Here is a 16,381-nt window from a genome sequence, read left to right as displayed (position 1 = left end):
AATCGCGACGAGTGAGGCTCAGGGCGGCGGCGCCCTGCAACGCGGCGGAGGGGGCTCCGGCCTGGCCGATGTCGTGGAGACCGTGCTGGACAAGGGCGTGGTGATCGACGCCCAGGTCTCGATCGCGGTGGTCGGCATCCAGCTGGTCGAGATCAACGCCCGGATCGTCATCGCCAGCGTGGAGACCTACCTGCGCTTCGCCGAGGCGGTCGACCGGTTCGACATCACCCCGAAGGGCCAGAAGGGGCTGCCCGACCTGGTCGAGGGGGCCTCGGGGGCGGTCGGCGCCGGCAAGGCGGTCTCGGGCATCGGCAAGACGGTCGGCGCGATCAAGGACGCCGTCGGCGAGCTGGGTCCGGACGACCAGGACCGGGATCGGGACCGGGATCGCGACCGGCCCCGGCGGCGACGGGACGAGGAGCGGTGAGCATGGCCGAGGAGACCGGACTGTTCATCTACGGCATCGTGCCCTCCGACGTGGAGCCGACCCCGGACGCCGCCGGGGTCGGCGACCCGCCCGGAGAGGTGACGGCGGTGCGGCACGAGGACCTGGCCGCGCTGGTCAGCGATGTGAGCCTGACCGAGCCGCTCGGCCGGCCGGCGGACCTGACCGCGTACCAGGAACTGGTGGACGGCACGGCGGCGGTGGCGCCGGTGCTGCCGGTGCGTTTCGGCACGGTCGTCACCGGGCCCGACGCGGTCGCCGACCTGCTGGACGCGCACCACGACCGGTTCGCCGCCGCCCTCGACGAGTTCGAGGGCCGGATCCAGTACACGGTGCACGGGCGCTACGACGAGGCGAACCTCATCGCGGCGGTGCTGGCGGACAACCCGGGCGCCGCCGACCTGGCGGACCAGGTGCGTGGGCAGCCGGAGGCGGCCACCCGGACGCAGCGGATCCGGCTCGGCGAGATCATCAGCCAGGCGGTGGAGCTGCGCCGGGAGGCGGAGAACCGGCAACTGGTCGACACGCTCGGTCCCCTCGTCGTGGCGAGCGCGCCCCGGCCGCCGAGCAACGAGCTGGACGCGTCGAACGCCGCCTTCCTGGTCGAACAGGACCGGGAGGACGAGTTCGTCTCGGCGGTCGAGGAGTACGCCGAGCAGCGCCGGGAGCTGATCCGGATGCGGCTGCTCGGCCCGCTCGCGCCGTACGACTTCGTCAGCGCCCACCAGTTGATGGGGTGACCGGTGGACATCCTGTGGACGCTGCTGACCCTGCCGTACGCGCCGGTGCGGGGGCTGACCGCGGTGGTGAAGGTGATCGCCCGGGAGGCGGAGTCGCGGCAGCGCAACCCCGTCGACGTCCGGCGCGAGCTGGAGGCGCTGGACGCGGCGGCGGCGGCGGGCGAGATCAGCGCCGGGGAACGGGACCGGGGGCAGCAGCAGGTGCTGGAGCGGCTGACCGGCGGCGTCCAGCGGCCGGCGCCCGCCCAGGGCCGGGCTCCGGCCCGGAACGGCCCCGGGTCCCGTCGGCAGAACGGCGGGACCCGGCACCAGTCCGGCGCGGACCGGGCGCGGCAGGTCGGCACCGAACGCTCGCGGCGGGTGTCGCGCGGCGGCGGCGAGGGAGGTGAGCGCGATGGGGGGTCTGATCCGCGGCGACGGCGGTCGGGCGCGTAGGAGCGAGCCCGTCGACGACGACCGGTACGACGACGAGGAGGAGTACCTCGAACCCATCACGGCCGCCGAGGCGGCGCGCGAGGGGATGCGGCAGATCGTCGAGTTGACCGGCCGGGATCCGGTGGGGACCACCTCGCTGAAGTCGTCGCGGGACGGCTGGCTGATCGGGGTGGAGGTGATCGAGGACCGGCGTATCCCCAGCTCCACCGACCTGCTCGGCCTCTACGAGGTGGAGCTGGACCTGGAGGGTGGCCTGCTCGGCTACCGGCGGGTGCGGCGCTACCAGCGCGGGAAGGGCGAGGTGGGTTGAGGTGAGCGTGCAGCCGCCCCCGGTGGTGCAGAACTCCGGCCAGGTCCTGCCCGCAGGGCACGAGCCGGCCAATCTCGGCGACATCCTGGAACGCGTGCTCGACCGGGGCATCGTGATCGCCGGCGACATCCGGGTCAGCCTGCTCGACATCGAGCTGCTGACGCTCAAGCTGCGACTGGTCATCGCCTCTGTCGACACGGCCCGGCAGATCGGCATCGACTGGTGGGAGCACGACCCGTGGCTCAGCTCCCGGGCGAGGCCGCCGGTGGAGCCCGGCCCACGGGACCCGGAGCAGGTGGAGGCGGAACGCCGCCCCCGGGTCGCCCGGACGGCCGCCCGCAGGGAGGAGTGGGATGAGTTCGACGGCTGACCTCGCGCCCGCCACCGGGCCGGCGAGCTCCGGCCTCGGGGTGTGGCTGCACGGCGTGGCGCGGGAGGTCGATCCCGCACTGCTCGCCGCGACTGCCGGGATGGACGGGGCTCCGGTGCGCGCGGTGCGGGCCGCGGGCCTGGTCGCCGTCGTCAGCGCCGCGCCGCTGTCCGAGTACGGCGAGGAGGCGCTGCGCCGGAACCTGGAGGACCTGGCCTGGCTGGAGCGGGCGGCCCGGACGCACCACGCGGTGGTCGCGGCCCTGTCCCGCCACGGTGCCGTGGTGCCCGCCCGGCTGGCCACCGTCCACCACGACGACGCCCGGGTGGCGGCGCAGCTCACCGCCCGGCGGGTCGAGCTGACCACCGTCCTGGACCGGCTCGCCGGCCACGACGAGTGGGGCGTGAAGGGGTACGTCGTGCCGGGCGCGACGCCCCGCGCGGCGGAGCCCGCCGGGTCGGGCGGCGCCGGGGCGGCGTACCTGCGGCGGCGCCGGGCCCAGCTCACCGCCCGCGAGGAGGGGCAGCGGATCGCCGCCGACGCCGCCTCCGCCGTGCACGAGGCACTGGCCGGACACGCGGTGGCCGTCCGGCGGCACCCCCCGCAGGACCGCCGGCTCTCCGGCGCGCCCACCGCCATGGTGCTGAACGGGGCGTACCTGGTCGGCCAGGGGTCGGTCGCCGGATTCCGCCAGCTGGTCGGCGCGCTCGCCGGGCGGCACCCGGAGATCCGGCTGGAGCTGACCGGCCCGTGGCCGCCGTACTCCTTCGCCGAGGAGCGGCCCGCCGAGCCGGCGCTCACCGTACGGGAGCCGGCGTGCTGACGGCCCGGGGGCGGGCGTGGTGACCACGTCGCTCGCCCCCAGCAGCGCCGACGACCCGCTGGCCTACCGGCCGGTGGCCCTGGTCGACCTGCTCGACCGGGTCCTCGCCACCGGGGTGGTGATCAGCGGCGACATCACGATCGCCATCGCCGACATCGACCTGGTCCGGATCTCCCTGCGTGCGCTGGTGGCCTCCGTCGGCGCGCTCGCCCCGCCGGAACTGCGGGATGCCGCCCCGAGCGCCGCCGCCGGGACGCCGGGGACGTGGCCGTGACCGCCCCGGACGGCCGCCCGGACGGCGCGACCGGCAGGGGTAGCGGGGGCGGGGGAGTGGGCGTGGGCAGATCGGGCGGCGGCGGCACCCGCCGGGACGAGGCGGGCGGCGGTGGCGGCCGGCGGGACGAGGCGGCCGAGCTCGCCGCCGCGCTCGGCGACACCCGGTGGCAGCCGCCCCGGGTGACGCCGCTGGACCGTCGGCTCGCCGTCGACCGGGACGGCGTCGAGCGGGGGCTGGCCAGCCTCGTGCTCACCGTGATCGAGCTGCTGCGGCAGCTCATGGAGCGACAGGCGCTGCGCCGGGTCGACCTCGGCGACCTCACCGAGGAGCAGGTCGAACGGATCGGCACCACGCTGATGGCCCTGGAGGAGCAGATGGCGGGGCTGCGCGAGTACTTCGGCCTCACGCCCGAGGACCTCAATCTCGACCTCGGGCCCCTCGGCCCCCTCCTGCCCACCGACTGACGAGCCGCCCACGACGTCGACCCGACAGCGCCCGTCACCCCCGGCCGCGCCGGGGGCACGGGCGCTCAGCCGGCCCGCTTCTCGGCGTACGCGGCGAGCCAGGCGACCTGGGCCGGGTCCAGGGACGGGCGGACCCGGGCGCGGGCCGCCGCCACGTGCGCGGCCGTGACCGTGGACGCCGTCAGCGACTCCCGCATGGCGGCCAGGGCCGCCTCGCGCACCAGCGCGGCACAGTCCGCCGCCGAGAAGCCGTCCAGCTCCCCGCCCAGCTCCACGAGGTCCACCTCGGGTGCCAGCGGCACGTTCCGGGCCGAGGCGCGCAGGATCTCCGCCCGCGCCGGCCCGTCCGGCGGCGGCACGTAGACCAGCCGTTCCAGCCGTCCCGGGCGCAGCAGCGCCGGGTCCACCAGGTCGGGGCGGTTCGTCGCGCCGACCACCACCACGTTGCGCAGCGTCTCCACGCCGTCCAGCTCGGTCAGCAGCGCGGCCACCACCCGGTCGGTGGTGCCGCCGTCGCTGGCCTGGCCGCGTACGGGGGCGAGCGCGTCCACCTCATCCAGGAAGATCAGGGTTGGCGCGGCCTCCCGGGCCCGGCGGAACAGCTCGCGGACCGCGCGCTCGCTCTCACCGACCCACTTCGACAGCAGTTCCGCGCCCTTCACCGAGAGCACGTTCGCCCGCCCCGAGCCGGCCAGCGCCGTGACCAGGTAGGTCTTGCCGCAGCCCGGTGGGCCGTAGAGGAGCACCCCGCGCGGCGGCTGCACGCCGAGCCGGGCGAAGGTGTCCGGGTAGGTCAGCGGCCAGAGCACCGACTCGGTCAGCGTCTCCTTGACCTCCGTCAGGTCGCCCACGTCGTCAAGCGTCACCGAGGCCAGCTCCAGGGTGGAGGCGGCCATGGTGGTGGGGCGGACCACCTCCAGCGCGGCGGTGAAGTCGGCCATCGCCACCGTCGGCGTCTCGGCCGACTTCTGGCGCAGCGCCGCGCGCACCCCGGCCTCGCGCAGCAGCGCGGCCAGGTCGGCGGCGACGAAGCCGGGGGTGCGCCCGGCGACCTCGTCGAGCCGCACGTCGTCGGCGAGCGGGACCTGCCGGGTCAGCACCGTCAACTGCTCCCGGCGCAGGGCCGCGTCCGGCAGCGGCACGCTGATCCGCAGCGAGAGCAGGTCCGGGGCACGCAGCGCGGGGTCGACGGCCTCGGGCCGGCCGGTGGTGCAGACGACCGCCGCCCCCGCCCGTACGGTCTCGGCGACCACCTGCCGGAACACGGTCGCCACCGGCCCCGGCCCGTCCGCCGGGGCGAGCGCCTCCACGTCGGTGACCAGCAGCACCCCGGGGCCGTCCGCGCGCGCCTCGGCGGCGGCGGCGCGCAGCCGGTCGGCGGCAGCCTGGTTGGTCAGCGCGGCCACCTCGGGAGCCCAGAGCGGGCTGACCCGGGCCCCGACCCGGGCGGCCACGGCCCGTACGAGCGCCGCCTTGCCGGAGCCGGCCGGCCCGGCGATCAGCACGCCCAGCGAGACGGTCGTGCCCAGCCGGCCCAGCACCTCCCGGTGGTGGAAGCCGAGGTCGAGCAGCTCGGTCAGCTCCTCGGCCTGCGACCGCAGCCCGGGCAGCTCGTCCACCGCGGGCGGCGCTTCGTCGACGCTCCCGGCGGTGCGTCCCGTGGCGTCCACGGCGCCCGGGAGGCGTACGCCACCCGTGGCAGCCGCCCGGCCCGCTGCGGTCCCGTTCGGGGTCGGGCCCGCGTCGAGGCGTCGCCCCTGCGGGGCGGGTCCGGTGCCGGCGGAGCCGTGGGTCGCCTGGCCGTGCTCCCAGCCGACGACGGTGTCCATGGTGACCAGCGAGCCGGTGTCGGGCTCGGCGGCGGCCACGGCGAGCAGGGTGCTGGTCCAGGCGTACCCGACGCTGTTGGAGAGGCTGCGGCGGGCGGCCTCCACGAGGCTGCGCACCGAGGCGTCGGGCAGCACGTCCTGCGGCAGCAGCGACACGTCGTCCCCGGTCGTCACCACCTTGCCGAGCAGGGCCAGCCGGAGCATCTCGGGCGAGACCACGGCGGCGATCTGCGCCGGACCGGCGAGAAGCACCCGACGGGCCGGCGTGACCGGCAGGCGGCTCACCGTCACCTGGGCGCCGTCGCGGATGCCGAGGTTGCCCAGCATGAGGTCGTCGGCGTAGAGCAGCGCGGTGCTGGCGGTCGGCTCGGCCGGCGCGACGATGCCGGCGGTCACCCGCCGGCCCGCCAGCCGCACCGGGTCGCCGGGGCGCAGCGCCAGCGCGGTGAGCACCTCCGGGTGCAGCCGGACGACGCCCCGTCGGGCGTCGAGGGCCGCCGGCCGCAGGCTCGCGGTCAGGGTCAGGTCGGGTTCCGCCACCGCCCGACCCTAGCCGCCGTGGTCACGCCCTGCCCGCTCCCGGGGCGTTCCGTGCTCCGCGAGGAGCGTCACCGTCCCCGAGCAGGGAGGGGTCGCGGCGGATCAGCTCGGCCAGCCGCGCCGCCGGGTCGGGGGTCAGCCCCTCCTGGGCCGGCGTCCAGGCCGGCACCGTCTTGACCGACATCGGCCACGCCGGCGGCGGCGCGGGGGCCTCCACGTCGACCGTCACGCCCGCGTCGGTCCAGGCGACCCGCAGCGGGTACGCCTGCCCGTCGTGCTCGACCCGGATGCTGACCGCCGTGCCGGGGTGGCCGGCCACCACGCGACGGACCGCCTCGGCGACCTCCACCACGGGGTCGCGGTGCTCCGCGCCCCGCCGCGCGTCGGTCCAGCCGGGCCCGGCGTTGCGCCCCTCGCCCCGGACGTCGGCGCGCCCCGGCTCGGATCCGCCCCGCGCCTCCGGCGCCCCGACGGCCTCCCCGCCCGCCGGCTCCGTCTCGGCGGCCCGCCGCCGCAACGCCTCCTCGCGGCGCGCCATCCGGGCCAGTGTCTCGTCCAGTCCACCTCTCATCACGAACCACCCCTTCTCGTGAAACGGGTCGAACCGCCGCAGCGGCTCAGGACCTTCCCTCCCGGGTGGCCCGCTCCAGTGCGCGGTCGAGGACGACCAGCAGGGCGTCCCGCACCGAGAGCCGGTCCCGGGCGTCGAACTGCACCAGGGGCACGTGGTCGCCGACGGCCAGCGCCCACCGGATCGCGTCGAGGTCGTGCGCCAGCCGCCCGTCGAAGGCGTTCACGCCGACCACGAAGGGCAGGCCGGCCCGCTCGAAGAAGTCGATCGCCGGGTAGCAGTCGTCGAGCCGGGCGCTGTCCACCACGACGAGCGCGCCGAGCGCCCCCCGGGCCAGGTCGTCCCACATGAAACCGAACCGGGCCTGCCCCGGCGTGCCGAACAGGTACAGCTTCAGGCTGCGGTCGATGGTGACGCAGCCGAAGTCCATCGCCACCGTGGTGGTGGTCTTCGCGGAGCGTACGCCGGGGTCGTCGACGCCGATCCCGGCGGTGGTCATCTCCGCCTCGGTGGTCAGCGGGGCGATCTCGGAGATCGCGCCGACCGTGGTGGTCTTGCCCACCCCGAAGCCGCCGGCGATGAGGATCTTGACCGGGATCGGCGGTGCGGCGGCCGGCGCGGGCCGGGGCACCGCGGCCACCCCGGTCGCCGGCGTCCGGTGCGGCGGCGGAGCGGACGCGGCGGGTTGCGGCCCCGTCGGGGAGCCGTACCGGGTGGCGGCGCTGTTGGCGGCGATCCCGCCCAGCGGGGCGACCGGCCATTCAGGAGATCGCACGGAGTCCATCAATCACTCGCAGGATGATGTCGGGGTCGAGGGCGTCGGCGCCGTCGTGCACGTCGAGGTGGCCCGCGGCGCGGAGGTCGCCGACCAGCACCCGGGTCACGCCGAAGTGCAACCGGGTCCGGGCGGATATCTCGGCGACCGAGATCGGCTCGTCGCAGAGCGAGACGATCGCCTGCAACTCGGGTGCCAGCCAGGTCAGCGACGCCGGCCGGTCGGTCGCCGGCCGGGCGGTCACCTGCGTCTCCAGCCCGATCGCCGGGTCGGCGCCGGCCACCCGCCCGGCGGTGAGCACGAACGGGCGCGGACCGGCGGGCCCGTCCTCGGTCGCCGGCGCGGCCGTGGTCGCCGGCAGGCCGGGCCGGGCGTCGTGCGGGGACGACGCGCGCAGGTAGGGCCGGATCCGGACCGTGGGTTCCGGGTCCGGTCCCTCGCCGGCGACCTCGGGGGTCATTGCTGGGCGGCGTTCTTCAGTTCGGCGATCAGTCTCGGGGTGAGGGCGCCACCGGCCCGCCCGGCGAAGAGCGTCATCTCGTAGGCGACGGTGCCGAGGTTCGCCGAGCGGTCGGCGACCACCCCGAGCACGGAGCCGCTGCTGATGGCACTGATCAGCAGGTAGCCCTCGGCCATGTCCACGACCACCCGGTTGAGCCCGCCGAGGGCGTACCAGCTCGCGGCGCCGCCGGCGAGGCTCGTCATGCCGGAGACCACGGCGGCGAGCCGTTCCGCGTTGGAGCGGTCCTTGATCGCCGACATGGCCATCAGCAGCCCGTCCGACGAGACGGCGATCGCCTCCAGCACGCCGGCCGTACTGGAGGTGAAGGAGTCCAGCAGCCAGTTGAAGGTGCGCGCCTCCGGGCTCAGGTCCCCGGCGCCCGGGTTCTGGTGGTCGACGTTGTCGTGCAGGAAGGGGCTGGTCACCGTGATGTTCCCTCTTCGTAGCGGTGGTCTTGGCTGACTTCGCGCAGGGCGCGGGCGACGCCCGCCTCGAACTCGGTGAGGAGGTCGCGGACCTCGTCCGGGTTCTCCGGCGGGCTGTCGGGCTGACGGGCCGGGGTGGCGGTCAGGTTGGCCCCGGGCACCCGCCGGGTCAGCCCGGCCGGCGCGGTGCCGTCCGGGGTGCCCCGGCCCAGCTCGGCCCGGCGTACGCCCGACTCGACGGCCTCGACGAGGGCGCGGGCGGCGGCCGGGTCCGCGTCGGTGACCGGCACCGGCCCGCTCGCCGGCGGGGCGGCCGACGGGGCCGGCGGCCCGGCCGGGCGCAGGGTGGCGCCGGGTACCCGCTGCCGGATGCCCGGCGGGGCGGCTGCCGGTGCCCGTGGCCCGGTGCCGGCCGGCGCCCGCAGTTCGACGCCGGTCGGCTCCCCACTGAACCTGAACGCGTCCCAGGAGGCGCCGGACTCCAAGCTGCGGGTGGCGCGGCTCAGCAGCGCCGCGTCGAAGCCGGACGGCACCGCCTCCGCCGCCGCGCCGACCTCCGACGGCACCGCCTCCGCCGCCGCGCCGACCTCCGACGGCGCCGCGCCGACCGTCGCGCGGGGTTCGGAGCGCGCCGTGCCGACCGCTGCGGGAGGCCGGGCGGCCTCCGGCTCGTCGGGCGAGCGCCGGTCGCGGACGGGTACGGCGGCCCGGGCCACGGTCACGCCGGCCCGCTCGGCGCGGTGCACGACCAGCGACGTCTCCGGGACGTCCAGGTGCGCGGTCACCCCGCCACCGGCGGTCGGCGTCAGCCGCACCTGCCAGCCGTGCCGGCGGGCCAGGCGGCCCACCACGAAGAGCCCCAGCACCTCGGTCGGCGCGAGGTCCAGCCGCTCCCGCCGGGTGAGCCGGGCGTTCTCCTCCGCCAGCCGCTCCGGGGCCATGCCGATGCCCCGGTCCACCACGGTCAGCCGGGCGCCGGAGCCGGTCGGCTCGCCGCCCACGGTGACCCGGGTGTGCGGCGGGGAGAAGACCGTCGCGTTCTCCATCAGCTCGGCCAGCGCCAGGACGAGGTCGCCGACGGTGCCGGGTGCCACCGACACGCCGGGCGGGACCTGCACGTCGACCCGGGTGTAGTCCTCGATCTCGCCGAGCGCCAGCCGGACCACGTCCGCGAGCGGCACCGGCGCCACGTGGGGGTCGGCGCCGGCCGATCCGGAGAGCACCACCAGGCTGCCGGCGTTGCGGCGCAGGCGGCTGGAGATGTGGTCGAGCCGGTACAGGTGCTCCAGCCGGCCGGGGTCGGTCTCCTGCCGCTCCAGCCGGTCGATCAGCGCGATCTGCCGGCCCACGAGGTTCTGCGTACGGCGGCCGACGTGGCCGAACATCTGGGCCACGTTGCGTCGGCCGGCGACCTGCCGTTCCACGAGCCGGGCGGCGGTGCTCTGCACCCGGTCGAACGCGCGGGCCAGGTCGCCGATCTCGTCGCGGGCCCGTACGTCGACCGGGTCGAGGCGTACCGGCGCGGCACCCTCGGTCTCGTCGTCGGCGACCCGGGTCAGCTCCGCCTCGGCGACCCGGGCCACCCGGTCGGCGGAGCGGGTGAGCCGGGTCAGCGGCCGGGCCACCGTCCGGGCGACGGCCGCACTGAGCAGCACCACCACGGCGAGGATCAGGGTGACGATCCCCGCCACCAGGTACGCCTCGGTCAGCGCCCGGCGTTGCTGCCCGCTCACCTCGGCGATGACGTCGGCGACGAGCTTCTTCTCGATGAACTGCCCGAAGGTGATCATCGAGCGGACCGACGGGAAGAGCGCGTCCAGCGGGATGTCCCTGGTCGCGCCGGCCGGGTCCAGCGCGCTCCTGGTGAGGAAGTCCGCGCTGGTCCGGGCGGCCACGGCCGCGTCGTTCAGGGTCACCAGCTTCAACTGCTCCGGCGTGATCAGGCTGCGGAACCCCTGGTTGTCCGCCCGTAGCCCCGCCATGCAGGCGACGTACGAGGCGCTCACCCGGGGCGAGCCGGTGGCCTTGACGAGCACGATGAGGGTGGCGCAGGCGCCCATCGCCTCGTCGACGCGGAGCAACCCGTCCAGGGCCAGCACCTGCCGCCCGGCCGCCGTGTCGGTGTCCACCCCGAACGGCAGCCGCAGCGCGTCGATCAGTCCCGTGCTGACCGGCCCGTACGCAGCCATGATCTGGTCCGGGGTGGCGGTGCCGGCGAGCACCGCGGCACGCACGTCCGTCAGCCCGCGTACGCCGTGCAGGGCCTCGGTCACCTCCGGCGGCAGCAGGCCTGCCGGGGTGGCCCGCAGGTCGGCGACCCGGTCGTCCACGCCAGCGGTCCGCTGCATCAGCTCGCTCCGGGTGACCCGGCCGAGCAGCAGCCCGACCGAGAGGACGCGCTCCTGTTGCAGGTCCTGCACGAGGCTGCCGATCCGGCTGGCGATGCGGACCCGGTCGGCGATGTCGCCGGCCCGTTGCGCGGCGGCCACGCGGTCGAGCACCGCCGGCACGGCGAGCGCCACCATGCTGAGCAGCGGGATGACCACGAGCAGCGCGAGCTTGCCCCGGATGCGGAGCCTAGCGAGCAGCATCGGAGGGCCCCCACTGCGCGCCGCCGCGTTCGCGGGCCGATCCCGCCGGCTGGAGCTGACGCGGTTCGGCACCCCGGCCGGCGGCCGGCTGCCACGGCGTGTCCTCCGGCGGGGCGTCGGCGCCGTACCGCTCGCGTCGGGCCTGTGCCGCGCGCCCCGGGGCCCGCCGGGCGGCGGTGAGCCACACCGCGCCCAGTGCCGCCCACAGCAGGACGGCCAGCGCCCCGGCCCCCACGGTCAGCCAGCGGTCCCGGTCCAGGTCGCGGGAGCGTCCGGCGAGGAGCGCGTCGAGTTCGTCCAGGATGACGGGCTGGAGCTGCTCGGCGGCGGCCTGCGCGTTCAGCCGGGCGCCGGCGATCCGCGCCTGGTCGGTCTCCGCGTCGCGACCGGCCGGTGCCGAGTGGGCCGCCAACGTCTCGACGGCCCGCTGGTAGGTGTCGAGCGGGTTCAGCACGCTCGGGCCGAGGTCGGCGCTCTCCGAGCTGTCCACGGCGGCCCGGAGGTCGGCGACCAGGTCACCGGCCGGGGTGAGCACGCCCACCCGGAGGGTGGCGATCTCGACGGCGGTGCGGTTGCGCTCGGCGGCGGGCCGGCGGTCGGCGAGCACGGCCAGGTCGGCCAGCCGGCCGGCCGCCACGACCGCCTCGGGCAGGTCCCGGCTCGCGTGCTGGAGGAAGAAGGAGTCGGGCCGGGGGTCGCGGACGAGCCCGGACGTCTCCCGGACCTTGCCGTGCAGCGCCAGCAGCAGGTCGGTGGCCTCGCCGTACGCGGTGAAGGCCGCCTCCGGGTCGGCGGGGCCGCGGGCGCCCAGCGCCTCGATCCTGGCCCGCAGGCCCGCCCAGCGTTCCTTGGTGCGCAACTCGTCGCCGATCCGCGCGTCCACGGAGGCGGCGGCCTCGACCGCGCGGGTCAGCGCCTCGCTGGTGACGGGCCGGGCGGCGACGGCGGCGGACTGGGCCTCGACCAGGGCGTGGGTGACCGGGGCGAGGGCGCGCAGGTACTCCACGCCCAGCCGTTCCCGGCCGGCCAGGTCCCGGTCGTCGGCCGTGAGTCGCCAGGTCTGGACGAACAGCAGGGTCATCGGCGCGAGCAGGGCGACGAGGAGCAGCAGCGGCAGTACGCGGCCCACCGCGGTGGGCCGCCGGCGGGCCGGCGGTGCGGGGACGGTCATGTCTGTCTCCTCCGGCGGGAGCACGGGATCGGTGGGGGTGTCGGGGGTCGGCGGCGAAGTCCCGTGCACCGGACCGGAAAACTAACCGACCAGCGGGGGCCGTTCCGGCCGCCGGACGGTCAGCTTTGCGTCACGAAGCCCGAAGTAACCGCAGGGTCACTCGCCGGGCACCGTCCGTGCCGGGCCAGAGAGTGACAAGGATGGATCGGAGTGGATTTCCGACGAACATCGGAATTCACATGATCCGAATTCATCTCCGTGAGACGGTCTGGACCGCGCCGGTGCGACGCCGATCGGATCAACCGGACGGACGTACGGAGGATCTCAGCCAACGCTCAGGATCCGGGCCGTACCGTGTGCCCAATGAGATCGCCGTTGTCGGCCGCGTGGATCCGGCGTGCCCTGCCCACCCGCCGGCGCGCCGTCGCCGCGACGGTGGTCGTCGTGCTACTCGCCGCCGCCGTGACCTGGGCAGTCCTGCCGCAGGGGCCGGCCGTCCGCACCGAGGCGGCGTTCGTGAACGTCCGCTCCGGGCCGGGCGGGGACGAGCCCGTCGACCTGGACACCACCTTCTACCTGCCCGAGGACGCGTCGGCGGCGAACAAGGTGCCGGCCGTGCTGCTGGCGCACGGCTTCGGTGGCACGAAGGACTCCGTCCGCGCCGACGCCGAGGAGTTCGCCGGGCGCGGCTACGCGGTGCTCACCTGGACCGCGCGGGGCTTCGGCCGCAGCGGCGGGCAGATCCACCTGGACCACCCGGACTACGAGGTCCGGGACGCCGAACGGCTGCTGGACTGGCTCGCCGCCCGGCCCGAGATCCGTACCGACGCCGCCGGGGACCCGAAGGTCGGCGTCGTCGGCGGCTCGTACGGCGGCGCCCTGGCGCTCCTGCTCGCCGCGCAGGACCAGCGCGTCGACGCGATCGTGCCGATGATCACCTGGAACGACCTGTCCCGCTCCTTCCTGCCGGAGAGCAGCGGCAAGGAGCCCACCGAGGGCGTGTTCAAGTCCGGCTGGGCCGGGCTGTTCTTCGGCGGCGGCGGCAACGTCGGCTCCGGGCCGGCCGGGCTCTCCGGGACCAGCGCCGCGCAGCCCGAGGGGGCGCCCGCCTCCGCCGGCCCGCCCAGCCCGGGGCCGGGCGCCGGCCCGGGGACGGGTCCCGGGCGCGCCCCCGCCGGGGCGGGAGACCCGGCATGCGGCCGATTCGCCGCCGACATCTGCGCCGCGTACCTGCGCATCGCCACCACGGGTCGGGCCGACCAGGCCGCCGTGGACCTGCTGCGCCGCTCCAGCCCGGCCGGGGTGCTCGACCGGATCAAGGCGCCGACCCTGCTCGTGCAGGGCGAGGCCGACACCCTCTTCCCGCTCGGCGAGGCGAACGCGAACGCGAACGGCATCGCCGCCGCCGGCACGCCCGTCCGGGTGGCCTGGTTCACCGGCGGCCACGACGGCGGCGAGGGCCCGAAGACCGACTCGGACCGGGTGAAGTTCCTGACCGTGCAGTGGCTCGACCACTACGTCAAGGGCGAGGGCGAGGCCCCGGGCGACGACTTCACCTGGTCGCGGATCGCCGGCTTCGACGCCCTCGACCGGGGGCTGGTGGCGACTGGCTACCGCTACGCCGACTATCCCGGCGTCGCCGGCACGGCCCGCCGGAGCGTACCGGTGGCCGGCCCCGCCCAGCCCGTCGCCAACCCGCCGTCACGCAACCCGGCCGCCATCTCCTCGGTGCCCTTCGCCGGTGAGTTGTCGTCGCTGCTCGGCGGCGTGGCCGGCGACATTCCCGGCCAGCACGCCCGGTTCGAGTCGCAGCCGCTGGCCGAGGCGGTGGACGTCGTCGGCGCCCCGACGGTCGACGTGCGGGCGGCGTCGCCGACGGGGGAGGCGGTGCTCTTCGTCAAGCTCTACGACGTCGACCCCAACGGCGCGGCCACCCTGCCCAACGGCCTGGTCGCCCCGGTCCGCCTCACCGGCCTGCCGCCGACGATCGACGCGGCACGCCCGGTCACCGTCACCCTGCCGGCGATCGTGCGCAGGATCGAGGCCGGGCACCGGCTGCGCGTGGTGGTGGCGACCTCCGACCAGGCGTACGCCACCCCGGTCGAGCCGGCCGTGCACACCGTCGCGGCCACCGGCGCGGTCAGCCTGCCGACCGTCGCCGGCGACCCGATTCCCACCTCCGCCACCGTGTGGCGCTGGGTGCTGGCCGGCCTGGTCGCCGCGATCGTCGTCGGGCTCGTCGTGGTCGTCGCCGTGGTCCGCCGCCGGCACCGCCGCCAGGACAGCTCCATCCACCCGGCGTACGCGGGCGTCCCGCTGGCCGTGCGGCAGCTCCGCAAGGAGTACGCGGACGGCTTCGTCGCCGTCTCCAACGTGGACTTCGAGGTGCACCCCGGTCAGGTCGTCGGCCTGCTCGGCCCGAACGGCGCGGGCAAGACCACCACGCTGCGGGTGCTGATGGGGCTGACCCAGCCCACCGCCGGCGAGATCTACGTCTTCGGGCACCGGCTGGTGCCCGGATCGCCGGTGCTGTCCCGGATCGGCGCGCTCGTCGAGGGGCCGGGCTTCCTGCCGCACCTGTCGGGACTGGACAACCTGAAGGCGTACTGGCGGGCCACCGGACGGCCCGCCGAGGACGCGCACTTCGAGGAGGCCCTGGAGATCGCCGGCCTGGGCGACTCCGTGCACCGCAGGACCAACAACTACAGCCACGGCATGCGGCAGCGCCTCGCCATCGCGCAGGCGATGCTGGGCCTGCCCGAGCTGCTGGTGCTCGACGAGCCGACCGACGGGCTCGACCCGCCGCAGATCGCGGAGATGCGCCGGGTGCTCCAGCGCTACGCCACCGACGGCCGGGCGGTGCTGGTCTCCAGCCACCTGCTCGCCGAGGTGGAGCAGACCTGCACCCACGCGGTGGTGGTGAACAAGGGCCGCATCGTCGCCTCGGGACCGGTCGAGGAGATCGTGGGCGAGTCGCCCAGCGTGCTCTTCGACGTGACCGACCCGGAGGCCGCCCGGGCGGTGCTGGACGGTCTGGACGGGGTGCGGGTGCTTCCCGACGGTGAGGGGCAGCTCGTGGTGGACACGAACGGCACCGCCCGCAGCGAGGTGGTCGCCGAGCTGGTCCGGGCCGGCATCGGGGTGGACCGGGTGGTGCCGCGGCGCCGCCTGGAGGACGCGTTCCTCGCCCTGGTGGGCGAGAACTCTCGGGGAAGCGGGGACCGATGATGGCGGGCACGTCACCCACGGCGGGAGCGGCGGCCGGCTACCGGCCCTCGGCGACCCTGCCGTTCGGCGCCGAGTTCCGGCGGCAGGCCTCCCGGCGGCGTACGCAGCTCGCGCTCGGGTTCATGGTGCTGCTGCCGTTGATCATCCTGATCGCGTTCCAGTTCGACACAAGCGGCGACGACGACAACGGGCGCGGGGAGTTCGGCAGCCTGGTGGAGTTCGCCACGTCGGGCGGGCTGAACTTCACGCTCTTCACCATCTTCGTCTCGGCGTCGTTCCTGATGGTCGTGGTGGTGGCGCTGTTCTGCGGGGACACGGTGGCCAGCGAGGCGAGCTGGGGCAGCCTGCGCTACCTGCTGGCGGTGCCGGTGCCCCGGGCCCGCCTGCTGACGGTGAAGCTGCTCGTCGCGCTCGTCTACTCGGCCCTGGCACTGCTGCTGCTCGCCGGCACCGCCCTGCTGATCGGCACCCTCCGCTACGGCTGGGAGCCGCTGCGCAGCACGGTGGCGGCCCAGCTCGAACCGGGCGAGGGGCTGCTGCGGCTGCTGGGCGTGCTCGGCTACCTGGCGGTCGTACTCCTGGTGGTGGCCGGCCTGGCGTTCCTGCTGTCCGTGGTGACGGACGCCGCGCTGGGCGCGGTCGGCGGCGCGGTGCTGCTCTGGATCCTCTCCAGCATCCTCGACCAGATCACCGCCCTGGGCGCGCTGCGCGCGTTCCTGCCGACGCACTACAGCACCGCCTGGCTGGGGCTGCTGTCGACGCCGGTGCAGACCGACGACGTGGTACGCGGGGCGATCTCGGCGATCAGCTACGCGACGCTGTTCTGGGGCCTGGCGTTCTGGCGCTTCACCCGCAAGGACGTCACCAGCTGAGACGCCGGGCGCC

The 16,381-nt window shown here is 75.9% G+C and carries 15 protein-coding genes and 2 pseudogenes; 10 read left to right on the top strand and 7 right to left on the bottom strand.

The window, feature by feature from the left end; translation table 11 throughout:
- Position 1: 1 nt before the first annotated feature.
- The 8 genes and pseudogenes from gvpJ (ACGFNF_RS09070) to ACGFNF_RS09035 all read left to right on the top strand — a co-directional run.
- Positions 2-211 (top strand): annotated as a pseudogene (gene gvpJ / locus ACGFNF_RS09070) (gas vesicle protein GvpJ); the annotation flags it as partial.
- A 218-nt stretch (positions 212-429) separates the two neighbouring features.
- On the top strand, positions 430-1,185 hold the full coding sequence (locus ACGFNF_RS09065; RefSeq protein ID WP_357578735.1) for a GvpL/GvpF family gas vesicle protein: 756 nt from the start codon (positions 430-432) through the stop codon (positions 1,183-1,185).
- Positions 1,186-1,188: 3 nt separating this feature from the next.
- Positions 1,189-1,620 carry a gas vesicle protein GvpG gene (locus tag ACGFNF_RS09060; protein ID WP_357578734.1) on the top strand — a complete coding sequence of 144 codons (432 nt, stop codon included), beginning with the start codon at positions 1,189-1,191 and terminating at the stop codon, positions 1,618-1,620.
- Positions 1,580-1,930 (top strand): gas vesicle protein, encoded by a 351-nt coding sequence (locus tag ACGFNF_RS09055; protein WP_357578733.1) that lies wholly within the window; start codon positions 1,580-1,582, stop codon positions 1,928-1,930. Before ACGFNF_RS09060 ends, ACGFNF_RS09055 begins: the two co-directional genes overlap by 41 nt.
- A 46-nt stretch (positions 1,931-1,976) precedes the next feature.
- Positions 1,977-2,129: pseudogene (gene gvpJ / locus ACGFNF_RS09050) on the top strand (gas vesicle protein GvpJ); the annotation flags it as partial.
- A 154-nt stretch (positions 2,130-2,283) separates the two neighbouring features.
- Positions 2,284-3,123 (top strand): GvpL/GvpF family gas vesicle protein, encoded by an 840-nt coding sequence (locus tag ACGFNF_RS09045; protein WP_357578731.1) that lies wholly within the window; start codon positions 2,284-2,286, stop codon positions 3,121-3,123.
- A 19-nt stretch (positions 3,124-3,142) separates the two neighbouring features.
- A complete protein-coding gene (locus ACGFNF_RS09040) occupies positions 3,143-3,397 on the top strand; it encodes a gas vesicle protein (protein WP_393166753.1) in 255 nt (84 codons plus the stop codon).
- Positions 3,398-3,459: 62 nt separating this feature from the next.
- A complete protein-coding gene (locus ACGFNF_RS09035; protein ID WP_393166751.1) occupies positions 3,460-3,864 on the top strand; it encodes a gas vesicle protein K in 405 nt (134 codons plus the stop codon).
- Between the two features lie 65 nt (positions 3,865-3,929).
- On the opposite strand, the gene ACGFNF_RS09030 is transcribed toward ACGFNF_RS09035, so the two are convergent.
- Genes ACGFNF_RS09030 through ACGFNF_RS09000 form a run of 7 tightly spaced genes read right to left on the bottom strand, consistent with a single transcriptional unit; the run spans position 3,930 to position 12,268 of the window.
- The gene (locus ACGFNF_RS09030; protein ID WP_357578728.1) at positions 3,930-6,233 is read right to left on the bottom strand and encodes an AAA family ATPase; all 2,304 of its coding nucleotides are present in this window, start codon (positions 6,231-6,233) and stop codon (positions 3,930-3,932) included.
- A gap of 22 nt (positions 6,234-6,255) precedes the next feature.
- Positions 6,256-6,804 (bottom strand): hypothetical protein, encoded by a 549-nt coding sequence (locus ACGFNF_RS09025; protein WP_357578727.1) that lies wholly within the window; start codon positions 6,802-6,804, stop codon positions 6,256-6,258.
- 46 nt (positions 6,805-6,850) lie between these two features.
- Positions 6,851-7,588: an ATP/GTP-binding protein gene (locus tag ACGFNF_RS09020; RefSeq protein ID WP_357578726.1), complete on the bottom strand. Its 738-nt coding sequence runs from the start codon at positions 7,586-7,588 to the stop codon at positions 6,851-6,853.
- Positions 7,566-8,039, bottom strand: coding sequence for a DUF742 domain-containing protein (locus ACGFNF_RS09015; protein WP_311411741.1), 474 nt, complete (start codon positions 8,037-8,039; stop codon positions 7,566-7,568). Before ACGFNF_RS09015 ends, ACGFNF_RS09020 begins: the two co-directional genes overlap by 23 nt.
- Positions 8,036-8,506 (bottom strand): roadblock/LC7 domain-containing protein, encoded by a 471-nt coding sequence (locus ACGFNF_RS09010; protein ID WP_088998136.1) that lies wholly within the window; start codon positions 8,504-8,506, stop codon positions 8,036-8,038. The genes ACGFNF_RS09015 and ACGFNF_RS09010 overlap by 4 nt, the downstream gene beginning before the upstream one ends.
- A complete protein-coding gene (locus ACGFNF_RS09005; RefSeq protein WP_357578725.1) occupies positions 8,503-11,097 on the bottom strand; it encodes a nitrate- and nitrite sensing domain-containing protein in 2,595 nt (864 codons plus the stop codon). The genes ACGFNF_RS09010 and ACGFNF_RS09005 overlap by 4 nt, the downstream gene beginning before the upstream one ends.
- The gene (locus tag ACGFNF_RS09000) at positions 11,084-12,268 is read right to left on the bottom strand and encodes a hypothetical protein (RefSeq protein WP_393166747.1); all 1,185 of its coding nucleotides are present in this window, start codon (positions 12,266-12,268) and stop codon (positions 11,084-11,086) included. Before ACGFNF_RS09000 ends, ACGFNF_RS09005 begins: the two co-directional genes overlap by 14 nt.
- A gap of 363 nt (positions 12,269-12,631) precedes the next feature.
- Here ACGFNF_RS09000 and ACGFNF_RS08995 point away from each other — a divergent pair, with 363 nt between their 5' ends.
- The gene (locus ACGFNF_RS08995; RefSeq protein WP_357578723.1) at positions 12,632-15,496 is read left to right on the top strand and encodes an alpha/beta fold hydrolase; all 2,865 of its coding nucleotides are present in this window, start codon (positions 12,632-12,634) and stop codon (positions 15,494-15,496) included.
- Positions 15,493-16,368, top strand: a complete 876-nt coding sequence (locus ACGFNF_RS08990) for an ABC transporter permease subunit (protein ID WP_357578722.1) — start codon at positions 15,493-15,495, stop codon at positions 16,366-16,368. The genes ACGFNF_RS08995 and ACGFNF_RS08990 overlap by 4 nt, the downstream gene beginning before the upstream one ends.
- Positions 16,369-16,381 lie beyond the last annotated feature (13 nt).

The organism is Micromonospora sp. NPDC048868 (assembly GCF_043198195.1).
GTDB classification, from domain to species: domain Bacteria; phylum Actinomycetota; class Actinomycetes; order Mycobacteriales; family Micromonosporaceae; genus Micromonospora; species Micromonospora reichwaldensis.
This window is presented reverse-complemented; position numbering and strand designations above follow the sequence as displayed.